The sequence below is a fragment of the Rahnella sp. PCH160 genome (assembly GCF_047784855.1).
GTDB lineage: Bacteria > Pseudomonadota > Gammaproteobacteria > Enterobacterales > Enterobacteriaceae > Rahnella.
On record NZ_JBLOGT010000001.1, the window covers coordinates 1879430 to 1902940 of the forward strand.

A 23511-nucleotide genomic window follows, 5' to 3' on the forward strand; every position below is an offset into this window, starting at 1 on the left:
GAAGAAATGCTCACGCGTTTGCGAGAAATTGTTGAAAAGGTAGCAATGGCGTCCAGCCTGAATGATGCGCTGGACGTACTGGTCAACGAAACCTGCCTGGCGATGGACACCGAAGTGTGTTCAGTCTATCTCGCTGACAATGACCGCCGTTGTTACTATCTGATGGCGACGCGGGGTTTGAAAAAACCTCGCGGGCGTACTATTACCCTGGCATTTGATCAGGGGATCGTGGGGCTGGTCGGGCGTCTGGCAGAACCCATCAACCTCGCCGATGCGCAGAGCCATCCTAGTTTCAAATATATTCCCGCCGTTAAAGAAGATCTTTTCCGATCTTTTTTAGGTGTGCCGATCATTCACCGTCGTCAACTGCTGGGCGTGCTGGTTATTCAGCAGCGCGAGCACCGCCAGTTTGATGAAAGTGAAGAATCCTTTATGGTCACGCTGGCAACCCAGCTGGCGGCGATCCTCTCGCAGGCACAGCTCAATGTGCTTTACGGGCGCTTCCGTCAGACCCGCGTTCGCGCACTGGCTGCATCGCCTGGCGTGGCGATTGGCATTGGCTGGCAGGACAGCTCGCAACCCTCGCTCGAACATGTCTACATGGCGTCCACGCTGGATACGGTTCGTGAACGCGAGCGGCTGACCCGCGCGCTGGAAGATGCCGGTGCAGAATTCCGTCGTTTCAGTAAACGCTTTACGGCCAGCGCGCAGAAAGAAAGCGCGGCGATTTTCGATCTCTACTCCCACTTACTCAATGATGCGCGCCTTAAGCGCGAGCTGTTTGCGCAGATTGATCAGGGCGCAGTAGCGGAATGGGCGGTCAAAAAAGTCGTTGAAGAATTTGCCGCACAGTTTGCCAGCCTCCAGGATACCTATCTGCGCGAGCGTGGCAGTGATTTGCGCGCCCTCGGCCAGCGGCTGGTGTTTCATCTCGACGATACCATTCAGGGCAATACTCAGTGGCCGGAACGTTTCATTCTGGTCGCTGATGAACTGACTGCGACGCTGCTGGCGGAAGTTCCGCAAGACAGACTGGCGGGCGTAGTTGTCCGCGACGGCGCAGCGAACTCACATGCGGCGATTTTAGTCCGTGCGATGGGCGTCCCGACCATTATGGGCGCTGATATTCAGCCTGCGCTGCTGAGCCAGCGTCAGCTGATAGTTGATGGTTACCGTGGCGAATTGCTGATTGACCCGGAAGCGGTGCTGGTTACCGAATACAAACGGCTGATCAGCGAAGAAATGGAGCTGAGCCAGAAAGCCGAAGATGATGTTGAGCAACCGGCAGCGCTGAAAAGTGGCGAGCGGGTGCAGATAATGCTCAACGCCGGGCTGAGTGCCGATCACGAAAAACTGTTTGGCAGCCGCGTTGACGGTGTCGGGCTATACCGCACAGAAATTCCGTTCATGCTGCAAAGCGGCTTCCCTTCTGAAGAAGAGCAGGTTGCGCAGTATCAGGGCATGTTGCAGCTCTTTCCGCAAAAATCGGTCACGCTGCGCACGCTGGATATCGGTTCTGACAAACAATTGCCGTATATGCCGATCAGCGAAGAAAACCCGTGTCTGGGCTGGCGTGGTATCCGTATCACGCTCGATCAGCCCGAGATTTTCCTGATTCAGGTTCGTGCCATGCTGCGCGCCAATGCGGCGACCGGCAATCTCGGCATTCTGTTGCCGATGGTCACCAGCCTCGAAGAGATTGATGAAGCGCGCCGGCTGATTGATCGCGCCGGTCGCGAAGTGGAAGAACAGCTGGGTTATGAGCTGCCGCCGACGCGTCTGGGCGTGATGATCGAAGTGCCTTCGATGATCTTCATGCTGCCGGCTCTGGCCGGAAGAGTGGAATTTATCTCGGTGGGGACCAACGATTTAACGCAATATCTGCTGGCGGTTGACCGCAACAATACCCGTGTCGCCGGGCTTTATGACAGCCTTCATCCGGCAATGTTACGCGTGCTTAAACAGATTGTGACCAGCGCCGAGACCGCCGGGCTGGATGTCAGTTTATGCGGCGAAATGGCCGGTGACCCGATGGGCGCGCTGTTGCTCACGGGGATGGGGTTCCGTAATCTCAGCATGAACGGCCGCAGTGTTGCCCGTATAAAATACCTGCTCCGGCGCATTGAATTACACGATGCGGAAGAGCTGGCCAGCCGCGTTCTGCAGGCGCATTTCACCACAGATGTTCGCCATATGACGGCGGCATTTATGGAACGACGCGGGCTGGGCGGCCTGATCCGCGGCGGTAAATAAACACCTTACGCGGTACGCTGTACCGCGTAACTTCTGCTCTGGCCGTATCCCGGCGCACCATGAGATGATTTTTTACAGAACTTTTCCAGCGGCCTAGCCCCGGAAAACCTCCCGGCTATGCTACTATTCGCTCCCTGCTGGCCCTTAACCGGGCGATAATGATAAACAATTTGTGGTGATAGATGAGCAACAGCTATCTGGCGTTTCCCCAGTTTGACCCGGTGATTTTCTCCATCGGGCCGGTATCTCTTCACTGGTACGGACTGATGTATCTGGTCGGTTTTGTCTTCGCAATGTGGCTGGCGGTGCGCCGTGCCAACAAGCCTGGCAGTGGCTGGACAAAAGATGAAGTTGAAAACTTGTTGTACGCAGGGTTCCTCGGCGTATTTCTCGGTGGTCGTATCGGTTATGTCTTCTTCTACAACCTGCCTCTCTTCCTCGACAATCCTCTGTATCTTTTCAAAGTGTGGGACGGCGGTATGTCCTTCCACGGCGGTCTGATCGGTGTGATCGTCGTGATGCTTATTTTCGCCCGTCGTACTAAACGTAATTTCTTCCAGGTTGCTGACTTTATTGCTCCGTTGATCCCGTTCGGTCTGGGTGCCGGACGTCTCGGTAACTTCATTAACGGCGAACTCTGGGGGCGCGTGACCACGGATGTGCCTTGGGCGATGCTGTTCCCCGGCTCCCGTCAGGAAGATATCGCGATTGCCGCCTCTGACCCTAAATGGCAGCCGTTGCTGAACCAGTACGGCGTTCTGCCGCGCCATCCTTCACAGCTGTATGAACTGCTGCTTGAAGGTATCGTGCTGTTCATCATCCTGAACGTCTTTATTCGCAAATCACGCCCGATGGGTGCGGTGTCAGGCCTGTTCCTGATTGGGTACGGCTTATTCCGCATCATCGTCGAACATTTCCGCCAGCCGGATGCACAACTGGGGCTGTTCGATGGGGTCATCAGCATGGGGCAGGTTCTGTCCATCCCGATGGTGGTCATTGGCCTGATTATGATGGTCTGGGCATATCGCCGTCCGCAGAAACAATTGTCGTGAGGTAACATGAAACAGTATCTGGATTTAATGCAGAAAGTGCTCGACGAGGGCACCCCTAAAGCCGACCGTACCGGGACTGGTACGTTGTCGATTTTTGGTCATCAGATGCGTTTCAATTTGCAGGAAGGCTTCCCGCTGGTCACCACGAAAAAATGCCATTTGCGTTCCATCATCCATGAACTCCTGTGGTTCCTGAAAGGCGAAACCAATATCGCCTATCTGCGTGAGAACAATGTCAGCATCTGGGACGAGTGGGCTGATGAAAACGGCGACCTCGGTCCGGTGTACGGTAAGCAGTGGCGTGCGTGGGGGGCGGCTGATGGCACTCAAATCGATCAACTGTCGAATGTGATTGAGCAACTCAAGCAAGATCCGAACTCCCGCCGTATCATTGTTTCGGCATGGAACGTGGGTGAGCTGGATCAGATGGCGCTGGCACCGTGCCACGCCTTCTTCCAGTTCTATGTGGCTGACGGTAAATTGTCCTGCCAGCTCTATCAGCGTTCGTGCGATATCTTCCTCGGCTTGCCGTTTAATATCGCCAGTTATGCACTGCTGGTTCACATGATGGCGCAACAGTGCGACCTGGATGTGGGCGATTTTGTCTGGACCGGCGGCGATACCCATCTGTACAGCAACCACATGGAACAGACGCATTTGCAACTGAGCCGTGAACCACGTGCATTGCCGAAACTGATCATCAAGCGCAAACCTGCCTCCCTGTTTGATTACAACTTCGAAGATTTCGAGATTGAAGGGTACGATCCGCATCCGGCAATCAAAGCGCCTGTCGCTATCTGATCCTTCGTTGTTCGCCGCCTGTCAGTTTTGTCAGGCGGCCATTTCTCTTTAACACCCTCTTCCTGCTGCCGTACGTTTTACACCTTTCCCTGACGATTTCAGCCCCGGTTTCGAACTCCTTTTCATTCCTGCGAGACATCGCGCAACGTTTTTGCCATGTGAGCCTTGTTGCACATAATGTTCCCGATACGTGCTGGAAAAACTCGTTTTGCCTGTGGCGGTAAAAAGTTAAATGCCTAACCTGACCGCATGAAAACAACGCAACGGACAGGAGAACAGGGAATGTCGCTGATAGAAATGATGGTCGTGGTGGTTATCGTGGCGATGTGTGCACTGTGGGGAATGCACAGCTGGCACGGTTACCGGCAGGCGCTCAAACTTGAGCAACATGCTCAGCGGCTGCGTTTATTTCTCTACGGTGTGCAGACCGAAGCCAATAATTACAATCGTTCCGCCGTGTTGTGGGCCATGAGCGGCTGCGTGGGAACCGGGATGCGTCCGGCAGATTGCAATGCCGCCGGTGGCAAGGTGTTTACTGTTAATGACCCGGACATTGAATTGCTCGACTTCTCGGATAACGTAACGGGTTTTTACGGGCTGCGAAATTCTGCGATGCCGGGACATCTCACACTGAAAAATACGGCGGGCAGCCTGCGACTCATTCTTTCTGCGCGCGGGAGATTGCGGCTATGCAGTGAAAATAAGCCGTTACTGGGTATCGCGTCATGCCAGTAATCCCGCGAAACAGCCTCGGTTTCACGCTGCCGGAAGTGATGATGGCGATGGGTTTGGGCAGTATGCTGATGCTCAGTGCCGCACAAATTTACCCGCTGATGCGCCAGAGAAGCCAGAGCCTTGGCAGGCATTATCAGCTCGATCAGCTTCTGCGCCAGACGACTTCTACGATTGAAAAAGATCTCCGTCGCGCAGGTTTCTGTAACGGCAGTTGTGAAGGAAAGCCCGTCATCATCGGGAATGCAGCCGGGGAAGCGGCAGCTTCCTGTGTGATCGCTATTTACGACCTGAACCGCAACGGAAAATGGGAAAGCCCCGGTACTGCCGAATCTGAATATTTTGGCTATCGCCTGCGTCAGGGAGGCATTGAAATTCAGCGCGGAGCGGCTGATTGCAGTGGCTCCGGTTGGGAAAAACTGCTCGACCCTGCCGAAGTTAGCGTGACAAAGTTTAACGTCACTGAGCAAACCGGCGGATCTTCCGGTCATTTATTTTCCCTTCAGCTAGAAGCCCGCTGGAGTAAAAATCCTTTTATCCGTCAGCTGGTCAGTGCGCAGGTTGCGGGGCATAACCTGTGAAGGCTGTTGTGAATTTAACCGGTGCCGAACGGCAGGGGGGAAGCGCCATTATATTGAGCGTAATGGTGATGATGGGACTGGGGCTGATTGCCCTTAACTCATTACAGCAGCAGCTTTCGGCCGGGCTGGCGCTGACATCCGGCCAGCACCGGTTTGTTATTGCCGGGGAAAATGCTTCCACGGCGTTAGCCTGGGGAGTTCAGCAGAAGTGGAAGGTCTTCACGGGCTCAGACTGGCAATGTCAGGATGTGAGCGCAGGTTTGCTGCTTTCTGGCAAAGGTCGGGCTTGCGTGCGACCGTTACTGCGTCCGGATGTATTTTTGCTGCGCGGGGAAGGGAAAATGGCCGAAGGCGGTGAGCCTGTAATGCAGTTTCAGCAGGCCAGTGGCAAAAAACAGGCTGACGGAACTATGGCTTTTATCTCGCTGAAACAAGGCTGGCTGGATTTTTGCCCGGAAACTAATGAGCTGATTTGTAATGGTTAATGCGCCAGAGAAAGAAGACATCTCACAACAAGGCTTTAGCTTGCCGGAGGCTCTTATTGCCGCATTTTTGCTGTCAGTTTCTATTTTAGGGCTGCTGGATTATTACCAGTCACTGACCTACGGGTTTATGCGTCAGTGGCAGGTGCAACAGGCATGGTCGGAGGCGCATTCGCAGTTGGAAGCTTACGCAGCAACCGGGCGGAGCCACGAAACTGTCATGAAAGGTTGGGAATATCAGCTGTCGGTGAGTTCTGCCGGGCAATCGTGCCAACGGGTCAATGTTCTCATACGGTCACCGGCAAAATATCAGGCAATTTTGCAGCGGTTAATCTGTAAATCAGGTGACTAAATGCCAGCAGAACAGCTTCAGAATAAGTCGGTAAAATACCCTCAAGCCGCTTGCAATGACAGGCTAACAGCTTAGAGTGGTTTAACAGGGTGATTTTCCCCTGCAGGAAGCTTCAGGTTTCGGAATAAAATGTGACGGAGCTCCTGACTGCCTATCCCGGTTCGATTTTTTTGACAACTATCCTGCGTCTGCGGGGTCTGAATAGACCTGATAGCAGAAAACAGCAGGTTGAGATCTATCAGTTGTTGAACTGTTTATTTTTAGTGCCCGTGGGGCATATTTACTCGATTGAGGGAGAGTGGCAATGTTGAAACAGGTTACCCGTGTTTCAGGGGTACTGTTGTTGTTGACCTTTTGGGCCCCTGTAGTCGCAAGTGCCGCCACCTGGCAGCCTTATGCACAAGCTATTAATAAAAGTCAGAACGACCCCCGTCTGTATCAGGCGATAAAGCTCGATAATGATATGACGGTATTACTGGTTTCTGATCCTCAGGCGCCTAAGTCGCTCGCTGCGCTGGCTATTCCCGTCGGTTCTCTCGAAGATCCTGATTCCCAGCTGGGGCTTGCTCATTACACAGAGCACATGCTTCTGATGGGATCAAAGAAGTATCCTCAGCCTGAAAGCCTCTCTGAATTCCTTAAGAAACACGGCGGCAGCCATAACGGCAGCACGGCGTCTTACCGTACGGCCTTTTATCTGGAAGTTGAAAACGATGCGCTTCCTGAAGCCGTAGATCGTCTTTCGGATGCTATTGGTGAGCCGCTGTTAGACCCTGCTAACGGTGACCGTGAGCGTAATGCAGTGAATGCCGAGCTGACGATGGCACGCTCTCGTGACGGTATGCGTATGGCGCAGGTTCGGGCCGAAACGTTAAACCCTGAACATCCGGCAGCCCGCTATTCCGGTGGTAATCTGGATACGTTAAAAGATAAGCCGGGCAGTAAACTTCATGACCAGCTCACCGCGTTCTATCACCGTTATTATTCGGCAAACCTGCTGGTGGGCGTCATTTACAGCAACAAACCGTTGCCGGAACTGGCTGAACTGGCCGCCAATACTTTTGGAAAGATAACAAATCATCATGCTGTTGTGCCGCCGATTACTGTACCCACGGTGACGGCAGAACAGAAAGGTGAATTCATCCACTTTGTTCCCGCACAGCCCCGCAAAGAATTGCGCGTTGAATTTGCCATCGATAACAACAGTGCGGATTTCCGTAGTAAAACAGATACTTATATCAGTTATCTGATTGGTAACCGCAGCCCGAATACGTTGTCAGACTGGTTACAGAAACAAGGGTACGCAGATGGGATCAGCGCCGGTGCGGACCCGATGGTTAACCGGAATATGGGGGTATTTAATATCTCTGTTTCATTAACGGATAAAGGTCTAGCCCAGCGCGATACGGTGATTGCTGCCATTTTTAGCTACCTCAATGAGATGCGATCGCAGGGCGTTAAGAAATCCTATTTTGATGAAATTGCTCACGTCATGGCGCTCGATTTTCGTTATCCGGCGTTAACCCGCGATATGGATTATGTGGAATGGCTGGTCGATACCATGCTGCGCGTTCCGGTTGAACATGTGCTGGATTCACCGTATCTGACTGACCAGTATGATCCCAAGGCTATTGCATCGCGTCTGGATGAAATGACGCCGCAAAATGCGCGCTACTGGATAATCAGCCCGAATGAGCCGCACAACAAAATGGCTTACTTTATGGATGCACCTTACGAAGTCGATAAAGTGCCGCCGCAAACTTTCGAGCAATGGAAAACGCTGGCGCAAGGTATTACGTTGTCGCTGCCTGCGCTGAATCCGTATATTCCCGATTCTCTGGCGCTGGTGACGAAAGACTCGACGGCCACTAAACCCGAGTTGCTGGTGGAAGACAAAGGGCTGCGTGTTTTCTATATGCCAAGCCGCTATTTCGCCGATGAGCCGAAAGCCAATGTGACAGTGTCTTTCCGTAATGAAGAAGCGCTCAGTTCAGCAAAAAATCAAGTTCTTTACGGCCTGACGGATTATCTGACCGGGGTTGCGTTTGATCAGCTGAGCTATCAGGCGTCTATTGGCGGGATTACGTTCGGAACGTCTCCGGATAACGGTCTGCAATTTACCGCTACCGGCTTTACCGAATGCTTGCCTGATTTGCTGGCCGCATTAGTGGATAACTATCCGAACTTTAAGCCGACGCAGGAACAACTGGACCAGGCAAAATCCTGGTATCTCGAACGCTTATCTTCAGCTGATAAAGGCAAAGCTTTCGAACTGGCATTACAGCCGGTCCAGTTACTTTCCCGCGTGCCCTATACCGAACGGGCAGAGCGTGAAAAGCTAGTGGCGCAGATTACACTTGATGACGTGAATACTTACCGCGAACAGCTGATTCACCATGCTGCCGTTGAAGTGATGGTGGTGGGTAACATGACAGCCGAGCAAGTCAGAGCGATGTCACAAGAGATTATGCAGAAGCTGGGTGTGCACCGAACCGAATGGTGGCGCGGAAAGCAGGCTGAAGTGACAGAACCGATGAAGGCCAATATTCAGCGTACCGGCACCAGCACGGATTCTGCGCTGGCGGCGGTATATGTGCCACGCGGTTACGACGAAGTGCAGAGTATGGGTTACAGCGCAATGCTTGGGCAGATTATTCAGCCGTGGTTCTACAGCCAGTTACGTACGCAGGAACAGCTGGGATACGCCGTGTTTGCTTTCCCGATTCCGGTCGGTAAACAGTGGGGTATCGGCTTCCTGCTGCAAAGTAACAGCAAACAACCTGACTATCTTTATCAGCGTTATCTGGCATTTTATCCGCAGGCTGAAAAGCGTTTGCGCGAGATGAAAGATGATGAATTTCTGCAATATAAGCAGGGGCTGGTGAATGAGATGCAGCAACGTCCTCAGACGCTGGATGAAGAAGCTGACCGGTTGGGGAATGATTTCAGCCGTGGGAACGCTCAGTTTGATACACGGGCAAACGTGATCCGCGTGATTGCCGGATTAACTCAGACGCAGTTGGCGGATTATTTCCATCAGGCCGTGATTGCGCAAGATGGTCTGGCGATGCTGTCACAGGTTTCTGGTAATGACAGTAAAACGCCTCAGTACGCTGCGCCGGAAGGCTTTAAAACCTGGCCGGATACCTCGACCTTGCAGCAGGCGCTGAAATCGCAAACCAGTAAATAGAAGTTCCTGGTTTCTGTAAAAGTGAAAGGACGCGTGAGCGTCCTTTTTTACCGGCAAAATATTGTGACCTGATTTCAGAGATCTGATATCAGGATCTTAGACCGTCGCTGATAGTTGTACATTTCCTGTTTCTGAATCGGCAGAACGTCGACTTCCGCAGGTTTAAAACCACGCTCCTGGAACCAGTGAATACTGCGTGTCGTCAGAACAAACAACCGGTTAAGGCCCATTTGTTTAGCCTGACTGGCGACGCGTTGAAGTAACATTTCGCCGCGTGAAGAGCTGCGGTAATCCGGATGAACGGCCACGCAGGCCATTTCGCCAATCCCTTCATCGTGGAACGGATAGAGCGCGGCACAGGCAATGGTCAGGTTGTCACGTTCAATAATGGTGAATTTGTCGATTTCCATTTCCAATTGCTCACGGGAGCGGCGCACCAAAATACCCTGTTGCTCCAGCGGACGAATCAGCTCGAGAATACCGCCGATATCGTTGATGGTGGCGCGGCGAACTTGCTCGGCGCTTTCCATGACGATTTGCGTACCAATACCGTCGCGTGAGAACAGTTCCTGAACCAGCGCGCCATCTTCCTGATAACTGATCAGATGGCTGCGTCGCACGCCGCTGCGGCAGGCTTTCACGGCTCCACGCAGGAAGCGGACGGTACCGGAAAGGTAATCCCCGCCCGACTCCATCAGGTCGATGCGTTGCTGCGCTTCGTTAGGGAACAACTCAGAGATAATATTCCCCTCGTCGTTGATCACGCCCTGAGAAGAGCAGAAACCGATCATTTTCTCAGCTTTCAGCTTGATCGCCAGCTGCGTCGCGACTTCTTCTGACGTCAGATTGAAGCTTTCGCCAGTAACGGAAACCGCAACCGGGCCGAGCAGCACAATCGCATTGCTGTCGAGCTGGCGGTGAATCGCCTCTTCATCAATACGGCGGATACGGCCGCTGTGGCAGTAATCAATACCGTCATCCACGCCCAGCGGCTGAGCAATGATAAAGTTCCCGCTGACCACGTTGATATGCGCACCCTGAAGTGGCGTATTATTCAGGCTCATGGAAAGCCGCGCGGTGATATCAAGCTGTAACAAACCCGCTGCCTGCTTCACCAGTTCAAGGGCTCTGGCATCCGTGACGCGGATGTTTTTGTGATAAATCGGCTCGTAATTGTGCTCAGAAAGGTTCTCATCAATCTGCGGACGGGCACCATAAACGACCACCAGACGGATGCCTAAACTGTGTAACAGCCCGATATCGTTGACGATATTGCTAAAATTCTCATGTTCTATGGCTTCCCCGCCGAGCATGACCACGAACGTTTTGCCACGGTGCGCATTAATATAGGGAACTGTGTGGCGAAATCCCTGAACCAGTTCTGTACTACGTTCCTTCACGGCAAAACCTCGTATGAATTTTTATTCGTAATTTTTGTATTTTTATTCTTTTGGCGTCGTGTGGCAAGTAAGAAATCTCTGTTTTTGTTTTAACACCCATTACAAACGTACAACAAATTGATAAATAGAATAAATGTTTAGGAATGACATGCAGGGTTCGATTCGTTAGAATCCGTAAACTGAGTTTTTTATCGGCTAATTTTTACTTTTAGACACTTTTTGAGACTGCATGACTGACGATAATCACAATCCCGGAAGACGACGACTTCTTCAAACTGTAGCCGCTTCCTGGATGCTGAGTGTGAGCAAAGTGGGGTTCGCTGCCAGCTCACAGGTTATCGCGGTACGCATCTGGCCTTCTTCTACGTACACCCGCATTACGCTCGAATCCAGTACTCCTCTAAAATATAAGCAATTCTTGCTGGGTGATCCGCCACGCGTGGTCGTCGATATTGAAGGGGTTCACCTTAACAGCGTACTGAAAGGGCTCGGGGAAAAGGTGCAGCAAAGTGACCCTTATATCCGTCAGGCGCGGGTAGGGCAGTTTGATACCAAAACGGTGCGCATGGTGCTCGAACTCAAGCGGGCCATCAATCCTCATGTTTTTACACTCAAGCCGGTTGCCGAGTTCCACAACCGTCTGGTGGTGGATTTGTATCCGGAAGACGGTGCCGTGAGTGCAGAAGATGATCCGCTGCTGGCATTACTGGAAGATTACAACCGGGGCGATGTGGCGAGAACGTTACCGCCGGAAACGGCCAAAGACGGTCAGGCCGGGCGAAGCAGGCCGCTGGTGATTATGCTGGATCCTGGGCACGGCGGCGAAGATCCGGGCGCGATTGGTAAATATAAAACGCGTGAAAAAGACGTAGTTTTGCAAATCGCGCGCCGCCTGCAAAAATTGATTACGCGTGAACCCAATATGAAAGCCTACATGACCCGTAACGAAGATGTCTTTATTCCGCTGAAAGTCAGGGTGGCGAAAGCACGAAAGTTGAGGGCAGATCTGTTTATTTCTATTCACGCCGATGCCTTTACCAATCGGGCGGCAAAAGGCTCGTCCGTTTTTGCCTTATCCACGAAGGGCGCAACCAGTTCCGCAGCACGTTTTCTGGCGCAAACCCAGAATGAATCTGACCTGATTGGTGGTGTCAGCAAAAGTGGCGATCGTTATCTGGATCATACGATGTTTGATTTGGTTCAGACGGCAACCATCGGCGACAGCCTCAAATTTGGCAAAGAGGTGCTGACGCGCATGGGAAAAATTAATCATCTGCACAAAAACAAAGTTGATCAGGCCGGTTTCGCCGTTCTGAAAGCGCCGGACATTCCGTCCATTCTGGTCGAGACAGCTTTCATCAGTAATATCAACGAAGAGAAAAAATTGCGGACGGCCCATTTTCAGCAGCAGGTCGCGGAATCGATCATGGCAGGAATCAAAGTCTGGTTCTCGGAAGGCGGGGCAGCAAGGGCGAAATAAGCAGGGGAAGGGTGGAAGAATATGAAGCCATTCCTGGCTGTACCCGAAATTTGGATACAAAAAAACACCCGTTAAGGTGCTTGTTGTTTAATTCAATTCACTGCTTAAGTAGTTGGTTGCGGGGGCCGGATTTGAACCGACGACCTTCGGGTTATGAGCCCGACGAGCTACCAGGCTGCTCCACCCCGCGTCCGTCACTACTTGGTACTACTTGCATCATCACAGAATCCGAACTGAACATCGTTATGCATCAGTCTCAAATTGGTTGCGGGGGCCGGATTTGAACCGACGACCTTCGGGTTATGAGCCCGACGAGCTACCAGGCTGCTCCACCCCGCGTCCGTGATACTGCTTTATTACATCGAACAATTCAACTGAGCATTTCAAACATCGAAATCGAATTGGTTGCGGGGGCCGGATTTGAACCGACGACCTTCGGGTTATGAGCCCGACGAGCTACCAGGCTGCTCCACCCCGCGTCCGATGGAGGCGAACTATACTCCCCATGAGATTTCGCGCAACCCTTTATTTGAAATTATTCAAATAAAGCACTTAGTTGCTGGCTTTTTACACATATCGTTGCTGTTTTGCTCCCCATTTTGCAGAGGGCACTTTTTTAGGCTGTGGTAATTCCTTTCTGATAGGCCGTTTGTTATCGTTTCGCCAGTCATTTCCCTGAAAGTAAGAGAGCGCGGCAACAATGAAAGGACGTTGGAGTAAGTATCTGCTGAGTGGTCTGGTGATTGCAGTGTTGGCGGGCTGTTCCTCACGGCCGACTGACCGGGGCCAGCAGTATAAAGATGGCCGTCTGGACAACGCGCTTGAATACGTGAATGAGCCTAACGCAACAGGGAAACCGGTCAACGCGCTGGATTATTCCAATCAGGTGGCTGCGGTGCAAATCGCTTCTTCTGGTTTGTATGGCAGAAATAACACGACATTTCAGGCTGTGGAACAATGGCTGCGCTCCGGGGCGGATACCCGAAACCTGAGCCAGTACGGCATCAGCGCCTATCAGATGGAAGGCGCTGATAACTTTGGTAACGTGCAGTTGACCGGCTATTACACGCCGGTTGTGCAGGCGCGCTACACCCGTCAGGGCGAATTCCAGTACCCGCTTTACCGTATGCCGCCAAAACGCGGTCGTCTGCCGGATCGTGCCTCTATATACTCCGGCGCGCTGAGCGACAACTACGTGGTCGCATGGACCAATTCCCTGATGGATAACTTCATGATGGAAGTGCAGGGCAGCGGTTACGTGGATTACGGTGACGGGCGTCCTTTTATGTTCTTTGGTTATGCGGGCAAAAATGGTCACGCCTACCGCAGTATTGGCAAAGTGTTGATCGACCGTGGTGAAGTGGCGCGCGAAAATATGTCGATGCAGGCCATCCGTCAGTGGGCTGATACCCATTCTGCGGCAGAAGTTCGCGAACTGCTGGAGCAAAACCCGTCGTTCGTCTTCTTTAAGCCAGAGCCTTTTGCGCCTGTTCGCGGAGCCAGCGGTGTTCCGCTGATTGCCAAAGCATCCGTTGCTTCTGACCGTTCACTTATCCCGGCAGGCACCACGCTGCTGGCAGAAGTGCCTGAACTGAACGATAAAGGTAAGTTTACCGGGAAATATCATATGCGTCTGATGGTTGCGCTGGACGTCGGCGGTGCGATTAAAGGACAACATTTCGATATGTATCAGGGGATTGGTACGGATGCAGGACATGCAGCAGGATTTTATAATCACTACGGGCGCGTGTGGGTGTTAAAATCAGCTCAGAACGGCAAACCGCTGTTCACCGCTTATTCACAATCTAATTAAGTTTCAGACGCACTGAGGTTTTTCGTTCATGACAGCAACATACTCCGATGCTTATCAGCAACGCTTTGGCGGTACAGCTCGCCTTTATGGTCAGCAGGCGCTGGCGCTGTTCTCGCAGGCACACGTCTGTGTGATTGGTATTGGCGGAGTCGGTTCCTGGGCGGCGGAAGCGTTGGCGAGAACCGGCATTGGCGCTATCACGCTGATTGATATGGATGATGTGTGCGTCACGAATACCAACCGGCAGATTCATGCGTTGCGGGAAAACGTCGGGCAGGCGAAAACGGAAATTATGGCGCAGCGCATTCTGGCGATTAATCCGGAATGCAACGTGACCTGTATCGACGATTTCATTACGCCCGATAATGTCGCTGAAATGCTCGACAAAGGCTTCAGCTACGTCATTGATGCCATCGACAGCGTTCGTCCGAAAGCCGCTCTGCTGGCGTACTGCCGCCGCTTCAAGATCCCCGTGGTGACAACGGGCGGTGCCGGTGGTCAGATTGATCCGACGCAAATCGCTGTCGTCGATCTGGCAAAAACCATTCAGGATCCGCTGGCTGCGAAACTGCGCGAACGCTTGAAAAGTGGTTTTAATGTCGTGAAAAACAGCAAAGGGAAACTGGGAATTGATTGTGTATTTTCCAGTGAACCGCTGATGTATCCGCAGGCGGATGGATCGGTATGTACGTCACGCGCGACGGCGGAAGGCCCGAAGCGTATGGATTGTGCCTCTGGTTTTGGTGCCGCGACCATGGTTACCGCCACATTTGGTTTTGTCGCGGTTTCCCATGTGCTCAAAAAGATGATGGCGAAAGCTCAGCGTCAGGCTCAGGCAGCCTGACGGGCGAGGGCGATTACCCCCTCTGCCAGCGCATTCAGCCCGCTGGAACGGCTGGTGCTCAGTTGTTCTCGTAAACCTAACACATCAAATAACGCCAGCGGATCCCGCTTCAGGATGTCTGCTGGTGTTTTGCCTTCTACGGCCGTCAGTAATACGGCCAGCAACCCTTTAACGATCCGTCCTTCGCTGTCACCATAGAAATGCATCGTTCCATTTTCTGCCTTTTCGGCCCCCAGCCAGACCCGGTTCTCGCAGCCTGATAACTCGTTTTCAGGTGTCCTGAGCGATATATCGAGCGCCGGCAGGGATTTGGCGAGCAGAATTAACTGACGGTAGCGATCTTCCCACTGGCGGAATGAAGCAAATTTTTCCGTCAGTGACGTTTCAGTGATCTCATGCCCGAAAGGGTGTGGGGCTAACATGGCTTTCCTCGGTGTAAATTAGTCTGCTAACAGCGTCAGGGCGTATTTTACCGCCGCGACCAGCCGCGACACGTCGTCTTCGTTATTATACGGCGCAAATGAGACTCGCAATGTTCCACTGATGCCCAGCGCCTCCATCAACGGTTGCGCACAATGCTGGCCTGCGCGAAGTGCGATCCCCTGTTCGGCCAGTAATGTCACCAGATCGCTGTGATGCACACCGGCGATATCAAACGATAAGATCGATGCGTTTTGCGAACGGAAACTGCGGAAACCTGTAATCCCTGCTAGCTGCTCTTCTGCGAGCGTCGCGAGGTGCTGCGCATAAATTTCGGCGGCTGGTATATCGACGGTTTCCAGCCATTTCAGCGCCGCCGACAGTCCGATAACGCCCGCAATATTCGGCGTTCCTGCTTCGAAACGATGCGGAACGGTCTGAGGCGTAAAGCCGGTCATCGACGCCTGCGTCAGCATTTTCCCGCCACCTTGCCACGGTTGCATATTTTCCAGCAGCGCCGTTTTCCCGTAAAGCACGCCAATGCCGGTCGGACCGTACAGTTTGTGGCCGGAGAAAGCATAGAAATCAATGTCCATAGCCTGCATATCTGCCGGGCAATGTACTGCGCCCTGCGCGCCATCGATAAAGACCGGTGTTCCGTTAGCATGGGCGAGTTCAACAGCGCGGGCCAGATCCGGTGCGCCTCCGGTGACATTCGACATCTGTCCTAATGCCAGCATGCGGCTTTTGGCGTTCAGAATGGCCGGAAGTGCTGAGATATCCGGCAAACCGTGCTCATCAACCGGCAGCGTGACCACGCGCGCCTGACATTGCTCCGCCACGATAAGCCATGGGATCAGGTTTGCGTGATGCTCGGCCTGGCTGACAATAATCTCGTCGCCCGGCTGTAATCGCGGGCGCAGCCAGCCTTGGGAAACCAGATTGACGGACTCCGTGGTGCCGCGCGTCCAGACAATATCTTCTGGGCGCGGTGCATTAATCCACTGCGCAACCCGTGTCCTGGCCTGCTCATATTCTTCTGTCAGCGTTTGCGCCGCGCGGTGCTGGCTGCGGTGGACCGTCGCACCTTCCTGCGTATAAAAATTCACAGTCGCGTCAATCACCGCCTGTGGCCTGAGCGCCGTCGCGGCGCTGTCGAGATAGCATTGCCCCTGCGCCAGCGCGGGAAATTGTTGACGAAAATCAGCAGGTTTAAAGTCTTTCATACGAAATCAGATCCTTCGGCCTGAGTTAAAAAATACAGGTTTACCCGTTACACAAGCCACTTATTCATTTTAGGAATGGTTACCTGGAAATTTATCAGAGGTTTGTTATGCTGAATTACGATGACTAGAAGCATTAGCCTGGGGTTTTCCCAGGAGTTTAAAGCATTTTAATCTGCAAGGAGTCTATGATGAAGAAGATCGCCGCCGTAATTTCAGCTGCACTGCTGACAACAACACTTGCCGCCTGTTCGAGCAATTATGTGATGCACACCAACGATGGCCGTACCATTGTTGCTGAAGGCAAACCCAGCACCGACAGCGATACCGGTATGATCAGTTATACCGATGCGTATGGCAACAAGCAGCAGATCAATAAATCTGAAGTCAAAGAAATGGCTGAAGGGAACTGATCCCTTATGTGAGACCCTGACGGGCACTCATTCAGAACCTCTGTGACAAAACCGGCCCCGCTTGCGACGTGGCCGGTTTTGTCACATTAGGCGCAGCCTGCGCCGTGCCCTGCGGTGAAATTCGGGCAAAAAAAAAGCACCGCAAATAGCGGTGCTGAAAAATCACTTTGGACAGACAGGGTAATGTACAGGAAGTGAAAAGTTTGTAGCATTCACGCTACGTGTCCGGATTGCCGGACAATTGCAAACACAACATCACAACCACAAGCCAAAAGTATTTCAGCATCCTCATACCAATCTACTTTTCGTTCCGGCTCAGGAAGTGGCGCCACTATAGGTTTTTGCCTGTACATCCTCAACGGACAAATTATAATGTCTCGGATTAAAAAAACTAATATCAAAACCCACGGACAGGCGTTCCGCTTACCGGCGAACAAGAAGTATCCATTCTATGTCAAAACGTTTACCGCCACTTAATTCTCTGCGGGTGTTTGATGCCGCAGCGCGCCACCTTAGTTTTACTAAAGCGGCTGAGGAATTGTTTGTCACACAGGCCGCCGTTAGCCACCAGATTAAGTCACTTGAGGACTTTTTAGGGCTAAAACTGTTTCGCAGGCGCAATCGCTCTTTGTTACTGACCGAAGAAGGGCAGAGTTATTATCTGGATATCAAAGAGATATTCTCGGCCCTGAATGAGGCAACGCGTAAACTTCAGGCGCGGAGTGCGAAAGGCGCGCTGACTGTCAGTTTGCCGCCAAGCTTTGCGATTCAATGGCTGGTGCCAAGATTGTCTGGCTTTAACTCAGCTTATCCGGGCATTGATGTGCGTATCCAGGCCGTTGACCGCGAAGAGGACAAATTATCCGACGACGTGGACGTGGCGATTTTCCACGGGCGGGGCAACTGGCCGGGCCTGCGTGCGGAACGTTTATATGCCGAATATTTACTTCCGGTTTGTTCTCCGTCTTTGCTGATGGGCGATAATCCGCTGAAAGAACCGGCAGATTTGAGTCATCACACATTATTGCACGATGCCTCACGCCGAGACTGGCTGGCCTACACCAAACAGCTGGGTTTGCAGCAGGTGAATGTGCAACAGGGGCCAATTTTCAGCCACAGTGCGATGGTCGTTCAGGCGGCGGTGCACGGGCAGGGGATTGCGCTGGTGAATAATGTGATGGCGCAGACCGAAATCGAGGCCGGACGTCTGGTGTGTCCGTTTAGTGAAGTTTTAATCAGTAAAAATGCTTTTTATCTGGTTTGTCATGACAGTCAGGCAGAACTGGGTAAAATAGCCGCCTTTCGTCAGTGGATCCTCGCCCGCGCAGCCAGCGAGCAGGAAAAACTGCGTTTTCGGTTCGATCAGGCGTGATGCCTGAGTCTGGGGAAAGCTTTCCTGAACAGGCTGACAAAGCTTATAATTCGCGGCTTTATCAGCAAACAACGATAACAGGTAACGCATAATGACCAGTCGTTCAATGTTGATCTTTGCCGCGATCAGCGGTTTTGTTTACGTCGCTTTTGGGGCTTTCGGCGCACACGTCCTGAGCCAGTCGCTTGGCGATGCGGAAATGGCATGGATCCATACCGGCTTAACGTATCAAAGTATCCACACGCTTGTGGTGATGATTTTAGGTGTTGCGATGCAGCGCCAGCGTAATGTGTGGTTCTACTGGAGCAGCGCCTTTTTAGCGCTGGGAACCGTTTTATTCAGCGGCAGCCTTTATTGTCTGGCGCTGTCTCATCTCCGTTTATTCGCTTTTGTAACTCCGATTGGCGGTACCTTATTTCTGGTCGGTTGGATTTTGTTGTTGATCGGCGCACTGCGCCTGAAGAAAAAGGCCGAACGCCATGAATAAAGTTGCCCTCTACTGCCGTCAGGGTTTTGAAAAAGAATGTGCAGCAGAAATTACCGACAAAGCCGCCAAGATGGAAATCTTCGGTTTTGCCCGTGTAAAAGAAAACAGCGGTTATGTGCTGTTTGAGTGTTATCAGCCGGATGATGCCGATCGTCTGGCCAAAAATTTGCCGTTCCGCGAGCTGATTTTTGCCCGCCAGATGATCGTTGTCGGCGAACTTCTGAAAGATTTACCCCCGGAAGATCGCGTTTCGCCGATCGTCGGTATGGTACAGAACGTTATTACCAACGGTGGCGAGCTGCGCGTAGAAGTACCGGACACCAACGAAAGCAAAGAGCTGACCAAGTTCTGCCGTAAGCTGACCGTTCCGCTGCGCTCTGCAATGCGTGAGCGTCGTGTGCTGGGTAAAAAAGAAAACGCGCTGCGCCCGGTCGTTCACGTGTTCTTTATTGCTCCGGGTTGCTGCTACGTGGGCTATTCCTACAGCAACAACAATTCTCCGTTCTATATGGGGATCCCGCGGCTGAAGTTCCCGTCTGAAGCGCCGAGCCGTTCAACGCTGAAACTGGAAGAGGCGTTCCACGTGTTTATTCCGGCCGACGAGTGGGATGAGCGTCTGGCGAGCGGGATGTATGCGGTGGATCTGGGCGCTTGCCCGGGCGGCTGGACGTATCAGCTGACTCAACGCAGCATGATGGTGACCGCGATTGATAACGGTCTGATGGCGCCGAGCCTGATGGAAACCGGCCAGGTTATTCATTTGCGCGAAGATGGTTTCCGCTATAAATCCACCAGCACCAAAAACTACTGGCTGGTGTGCGACATGGTAGAGAAACCGGCGAAAGTGGCCGCGCTGATGTGTGACTGGCTGGTAAATGGCTGGTGTCGTGAGGCGATTTTCAACCTGAAGTTGCCGATGAAGAAGCGTTATGAAGAAGTGACTAACATTCTTGAACGCATCGATGAACGCCTGAAAGAAAACGGCGTTAATGCGGAGATTTTCGCTAAACAGCTTTATCACGATCGCGAGGAAGTGACCGTACACATCCGTCGTTTCTGGTCGGCAATTGGTGGACGTCGCGACGAGCGCGACCGCTGAGATACTCTTTATACTTCGAACTGCAGATGCGTTGGCTTCGCGCGTTCACCCGAATCACTTACTAATGTAAGCTCATCGGGGTTCACTTTCTTGCCGCCTTCCTGCAACTCGAATTATTTTGAGTATCTGGTTATGGCGTTTCTTAATAAGAAACGCCTTTTTTAATGCGAAATTCAGGGCAAACGCAGTTGCTGTAAATTACCGTCCAGCGCGATATCGGTTTGCAGCGTGGAAACGCGTTTACAGGCATAAGCCAGTTCACGGTGTTCTTCCAGCTTCTTACGCCACTTCTCCGGTACACCCTCCAGATTGTGGTAAAGCTCATCGAGTGAACCCGCCTGCGTCAGCAATGTCACCGCTGTTTTGGGCCCGATTCCCGGCACGCCCGGAATTTTGCTGCTGCTGATCCCCGCCAGACCCCAGTAATCCGCAAGCTGCTGCGGCAAAACGCCAAAGGTTTCGCGCACAAAAGGCATGTCCAGCCAGCGTTTCTGAAAGTAATCACGGATTTGTACGTTCGGTGCCAGTAACTGGCAGTAACCTTTGTCCGTCGACACAATCGTGACCTGATGCCCGCCGGAAGAAACTTTTGCCGCCAGCGTGGCAGCCAGATCGTCCGCTTCATTTCCGGCTGAGTGCCAGCAGGTGATGCCCATCGCGGCAAAACCCGCCTTCAGTTCCGGCATCTCCGCAAACAGGTTGTCCGGCATCGGGGAGCGTCCGGCTTTGTAATCCGGCAGGCACTGGTGACGCCAGCTGTCGGCGCGGTCGTCTTCATCAAAAACCGCGACGGCGTGCGTTGCCTGCGTATGCTGAACGAGTTGTCTGGCGGCATTCTGGCAGGTGAGAAGGCAGGGAGAACCCTGAACCGCGTGAATGCGGCGGATCAGGTTGAGGGCATCTATAATCAGCAGGTGTATGGCCATAAGCGGGTCATCAATCCATAAAATCAGAGCGACTTACGTCGCTCCGGTAACTGTTTCAGAAATGCAGCCTGAACGGTGTCAGGCGCAGATTTCATAACAAGGAATGTACGCGCTGCCCGGCAATTTCATGCGGTGTTGTGCGACAAAGCCTTGCAGCAGACTGTCCATTTTTTTCATCAGCGCTGGGTCACCATGCAGCTTGAAACGCCCGTGCTTTTCGATTGCGTGAATGCCGAATTCTTTAACGTTACCGGCCACAATCCCGGAGAAGGCGCGGCGCAGTGCGGCGGCCAGTTCCTGCGGTGGCTGGTTCGGGTAAAGATTCAGGTTAGCCATGTTTTCGTGGTTCGGCTCGAACGGATGCTGCAGGTCTGGCGCAATACGAATGGACCAGTTGAAGCTGTATGCATCACCGCTGTTTCGGCGGTTTTCTTTCACCAGCGGCATCGCGCGTTTCATCTGGCGCGCGACTTCGGTCGGATCGTCAACGATGATGGTGTAGAACTTAGAGGCTTCTTCGCCCAGCGTGTCTTTGATAAAGGCATCCAGAACGAGGAAGTAATCCGCGCTTTCTTTTGGCCCGGTCAGGATCAGCGGCAGAACCTGCGCACTGTTTTCCGGATCCATCAAAATACCCAGCAGATACAGCAGCTCTTCCGCCGTGCCCACGCCACCGGGGAAGATAATGATCCCGTGAGCAATACGCACGAAAGCTTCCAGCCGTTTTTCGATATCGGGCATGATGATCAGTTCATTGACCAGCGGATTCGGTGGTTCAGCTGCGATGATTGAAGGCTCGGTCATCCCGATGAAGCGACCGGCTTTATAACGTTGCTGCGCGTGGCCGACGGCGGCACCTTTCATTGGCGCTTCCATCGCACCCGGACCGCAGCCGGTACAAATGTTCAGTTCACGCAGACCCAACTGGCTACCGACGTTACGGGCATACTGGTATTCATTTTCATTAATAGAATGACCGCCCCAGCACACCACCATGTTCGGATCTTCATCCAGATGGAGCGCACGGGCGTTGCGTAAAATCGAGAACACCATGTTGGTGAGATGGGCGGAATTCTCGCTGTTGAAATTATCAAAGCGCGAATTACTGGAAATCTGGGCATTGACGAACAGGATATCGCGCAGGACGGCGAACAGGTTTGCCTGCAAAGAACGGATAATCCGGCCATCGACAAAGGCATCTTCCGGTGGATTCACCAGTTCAAGCTTCACGCCGCGCTCTCTGCGCAGCACGTTAATATCAAAACTTTCGAAACGTTCGAGGAGTTCTTTACTGCTGTCGGTCTGACTGCCGCTGTTGAGAACGGCCAGTGAACAGTTGCGGAAAAGACGGTATAAGTCGCTGCTCGCGGTTCGCTTGAGCATGTCGACTTCCAACTGCGACAACAAATCCATTGAGCCCAGCGGGCTGATATGTGTAATCAAAGTTGCTCCTTGACACCAAATGGTGCTGTGAATGTTTCTGTCTTGCCTAAGCTATGCATGATTTTTCGGATCACGTTTTTTGCGCCGCATCGCGAAAGGCAAACAAAAGCACTAGCCTGATAGCAGAGAGAACGCCGGTAATGATTTGCCAGGAATCTCTCTCTGAATTAACAGTAACCTTGTCATCCGGCTTTTACCAATGCTGACAGAGTGTTAGCTCAGTTCTTGAGCAATGCCCCGCATTATTGTCTGACAAGTCTCGCCGTTGCAGGTTCAAACGGGAAGTTAGATCTCCAGGGATTGATGTCCAGGCCGCCACGACGTGTATAGCGGGCATAAACGGCCAGCTTTTCGGGCTGACAGAAACGCAGGATGTCATTGAAGATGCGTTCGACGCATTGTTCGTGGAATTCATTGTGATGGCGGAATGAAACCAGATAGCGCAGCAGGGCTTCACGATCAATTTTCGGACCGCGATACTGGATTTGCACGGAACCCCAGTCGGGCTGATGGGTGATCAGGCAGTTAGATTTCAAAAGGTGGCTGACCAGCGATTCATCGACAATTTCGTCACCGGCGGCGTCAGCAAGGTAATCCGTGCTGAATTCATAGCTGTTGATCTCTATGTCCTGATCGTCAATGCAGGTGCCAGCAAAGTGCCCGACGGGTGAGCCTTCAATATCGGACAGGTGGCTAACGGTGACGGTGACGTCGCCCTGAGCGCATGCGCTTAAATCCCGCGTTAAGGTTTCCTGCACGGCTTGCCAGTCCGGTAATACGGTCTGGTTGAAGCTGTTCAGATAGAGCTTAAAGCTTTTGGATTCGATCAGATTCTGGCTGTCAGCTTTCAGGCTGATTTCACCGACGGCGACCTGCGGCAATCCTCTGGCGTTGAGCCATGACAGTTCGTACAGCGTCCAGATATCGGCACCCTGAAACGGCAGATTGTCAGGGAACAGGCCCAGCGGTTCGCGGTTCATGCTGCGGGGAACCGCCTGTAATAAAGAAGCGTCGTAGTGATCGACGTAAGCCGTGCTTTTGCCCAGCGTCAGTTGCGCCAGTGCGGGGTTATCCTGATAAGAGGACATGCTGTCACCTTGCTTAGAGATAGGTACAATAGGGAATAGCCACCAGTTTAACCCAGCCTT

21 protein-coding genes and 3 tRNA genes are annotated in these 23511 nt (G+C 52.6%); 15 read left to right on the top strand and 9 right to left on the bottom strand.

What is annotated here, in order from left to right:
- Positions 1–6: 6 nt before the first annotated feature.
- The 8 genes from ptsP to ptrA all read left to right on the top strand — a co-directional run bounded on the left by ptsP (position 7) and on the right by ptrA (position 9443).
- Entirely contained in the window at positions 7–2253 is a 2247-nt protein-coding gene (gene ptsP / locus ACM5QY_RS08745; RefSeq protein ID WP_416120225.1) for a phosphoenolpyruvate--protein phosphotransferase, read from the top strand.
- Between the two features lie 182 nt (positions 2254–2435).
- Positions 2436–3305, top strand: a complete 870-nt coding sequence (gene lgt, locus ACM5QY_RS08750; RefSeq protein WP_416120226.1) for a prolipoprotein diacylglyceryl transferase — start codon at positions 2436–2438, stop codon at positions 3303–3305.
- A gap of 6 nt (positions 3306–3311) precedes the next feature.
- The gene (thyA, locus tag ACM5QY_RS08755; protein WP_416120228.1) at positions 3312–4106 is read left to right on the top strand and encodes a thymidylate synthase; all 795 of its coding nucleotides are present in this window, start codon (positions 3312–3314) and stop codon (positions 4104–4106) included.
- Between the two features lie 249 nt (positions 4107–4355).
- A complete protein-coding gene (locus tag ACM5QY_RS08760) occupies positions 4356–4841 on the top strand; it encodes a prepilin-type N-terminal cleavage/methylation domain-containing protein (protein WP_416120229.1) in 486 nt (161 codons plus the stop codon).
- Positions 4832–5419 (top strand): prepilin peptidase-dependent protein, encoded by a 588-nt coding sequence (locus tag ACM5QY_RS08765; RefSeq protein ID WP_416120230.1) that lies wholly within the window; start codon positions 4832–4834, stop codon positions 5417–5419. The genes ACM5QY_RS08760 and ACM5QY_RS08765 overlap by 10 nt, the downstream gene beginning before the upstream one ends.
- Before the next feature lie 8 nt (positions 5420–5427).
- Entirely contained in the window at positions 5428–5904 is a 477-nt protein-coding gene (locus tag ACM5QY_RS08770) for a YgdB family protein (RefSeq protein WP_416120231.1), read from the top strand.
- Positions 5897–6253 (top strand): prepilin-type N-terminal cleavage/methylation domain-containing protein, encoded by a 357-nt coding sequence (locus ACM5QY_RS08775; protein ID WP_416120233.1) that lies wholly within the window; start codon positions 5897–5899, stop codon positions 6251–6253. Before ACM5QY_RS08770 ends, ACM5QY_RS08775 begins: the two co-directional genes overlap by 8 nt.
- Before the next feature lie 304 nt (positions 6254–6557).
- Positions 6558–9443, top strand: a complete 2886-nt coding sequence (gene ptrA, locus ACM5QY_RS08780) for a pitrilysin (protein WP_416120234.1) — start codon at positions 6558–6560, stop codon at positions 9441–9443.
- Between the two features lie 74 nt (positions 9444–9517).
- Here ptrA and argA read toward each other — a convergent pair whose 3' ends face one another.
- Positions 9518–10843 carry an amino-acid N-acetyltransferase gene (gene argA, locus ACM5QY_RS08785; protein ID WP_416120236.1) on the bottom strand — a complete coding sequence of 442 codons (1326 nt, stop codon included), beginning with the start codon at positions 10841–10843 and terminating at the stop codon, positions 9518–9520.
- A 229-nt stretch (positions 10844–11072) separates the two neighbouring features.
- Between argA and amiC the strand changes: the two genes are divergently transcribed.
- Positions 11073–12323 carry an N-acetylmuramoyl-L-alanine amidase AmiC gene (gene amiC, locus ACM5QY_RS08790; RefSeq protein ID WP_416120238.1) on the top strand — a complete coding sequence of 417 codons (1251 nt, stop codon included), beginning with the start codon at positions 11073–11075 and terminating at the stop codon, positions 12321–12323.
- Between the two features lie 113 nt (positions 12324–12436).
- Here the strand turns inward: amiC and ACM5QY_RS08795 are convergent.
- The 3 genes from ACM5QY_RS08795 to ACM5QY_RS08805 form a co-directional block, all read right to left on the bottom strand.
- Positions 12437–12513 (bottom strand) — tRNA-Met (locus ACM5QY_RS08795).
- A 72-nt stretch (positions 12514–12585) separates the two neighbouring features.
- Positions 12586–12662 (bottom strand) — tRNA-Met (locus tag ACM5QY_RS08800).
- A gap of 63 nt (positions 12663–12725) precedes the next feature.
- Positions 12726–12802 (bottom strand) — tRNA-Met (locus ACM5QY_RS08805).
- Positions 12803–13023: 221 nt separating this feature from the next.
- Here ACM5QY_RS08805 and mltA point away from each other — a divergent pair.
- Positions 13024–14136 (top strand): murein transglycosylase A, encoded by a 1113-nt coding sequence (gene mltA, locus ACM5QY_RS08810; RefSeq protein WP_104924605.1) that lies wholly within the window; start codon positions 13024–13026, stop codon positions 14134–14136.
- A gap of 28 nt (positions 14137–14164) precedes the next feature.
- Positions 14165–14980 carry a tRNA cyclic N6-threonylcarbamoyladenosine(37) synthase TcdA gene (gene tcdA / locus ACM5QY_RS08815; protein WP_416120240.1) on the top strand — a complete coding sequence of 272 codons (816 nt, stop codon included), beginning with the start codon at positions 14165–14167 and terminating at the stop codon, positions 14978–14980.
- Here tcdA and csdE read toward each other — a convergent pair.
- A complete protein-coding gene (gene csdE / locus ACM5QY_RS08820; protein WP_416120241.1) occupies positions 14968–15402 on the bottom strand; it encodes a cysteine desulfurase sulfur acceptor subunit CsdE in 435 nt (144 codons plus the stop codon). The two genes, tcdA and csdE, sit on opposite strands and share 13 nt — an antisense overlap.
- Positions 15403–15420: 18 nt before the next feature.
- Positions 15421–16626: a cysteine desulfurase CsdA gene (csdA, locus tag ACM5QY_RS08825; RefSeq protein ID WP_416120243.1), complete on the bottom strand. Its 1206-nt coding sequence runs from the start codon at positions 16624–16626 to the stop codon at positions 15421–15423.
- A gap of 188 nt (positions 16627–16814) precedes the next feature.
- On the opposite strand from csdA, the gene ACM5QY_RS08830 reads away from it, so the two are divergent.
- The 4 genes from ACM5QY_RS08830 to rlmM all read left to right on the top strand — a co-directional run bounded on the left by ACM5QY_RS08830 (position 16815) and on the right by rlmM (position 19994).
- Positions 16815–17036, top strand: coding sequence for a YgdI/YgdR family lipoprotein (locus tag ACM5QY_RS08830; RefSeq protein WP_104924609.1), 222 nt, complete (start codon positions 16815–16817; stop codon positions 17034–17036).
- Positions 17037–17487: 451 nt separating this feature from the next.
- The gene (locus ACM5QY_RS08835; protein WP_101079234.1) at positions 17488–18408 is read left to right on the top strand and encodes a transcriptional regulator GcvA; all 921 of its coding nucleotides are present in this window, start codon (positions 17488–17490) and stop codon (positions 18406–18408) included.
- Positions 18409–18499: 91 nt separating this feature from the next.
- Positions 18500–18895 carry a DUF423 domain-containing protein gene (locus ACM5QY_RS08840; protein WP_104924610.1) on the top strand — a complete coding sequence of 132 codons (396 nt, stop codon included), beginning with the start codon at positions 18500–18502 and terminating at the stop codon, positions 18893–18895.
- Positions 18888–19994 (top strand): 23S rRNA (cytidine(2498)-2'-O)-methyltransferase RlmM, encoded by a 1107-nt coding sequence (rlmM, locus tag ACM5QY_RS08845; protein WP_416120246.1) that lies wholly within the window; start codon positions 18888–18890, stop codon positions 19992–19994. Before ACM5QY_RS08840 ends, rlmM begins: the two co-directional genes overlap by 8 nt.
- 173 nt (positions 19995–20167) lie before the next feature.
- On the opposite strand, the gene xni is transcribed toward rlmM, so the two are convergent.
- The 3 genes from xni to queF form a co-directional block, all read right to left on the bottom strand.
- Positions 20168–20920, bottom strand: coding sequence for a flap endonuclease Xni (gene xni, locus ACM5QY_RS08850; protein ID WP_416120248.1), 753 nt, complete (start codon positions 20918–20920; stop codon positions 20168–20170).
- A 78-nt stretch (positions 20921–20998) separates the two neighbouring features.
- Positions 20999–22363, bottom strand: coding sequence for a nucleotide 5'-monophosphate nucleosidase PpnN (gene ppnN, locus ACM5QY_RS08855; protein WP_416120250.1), 1365 nt, complete (start codon positions 22361–22363; stop codon positions 20999–21001).
- A gap of 242 nt (positions 22364–22605) precedes the next feature.
- Positions 22606–23451: an NADPH-dependent 7-cyano-7-deazaguanine reductase QueF gene (gene queF, locus ACM5QY_RS08860; protein WP_416120252.1), complete on the bottom strand. Its 846-nt coding sequence runs from the start codon at positions 23449–23451 to the stop codon at positions 22606–22608.
- Positions 23452–23511 lie beyond the last annotated feature (60 nt).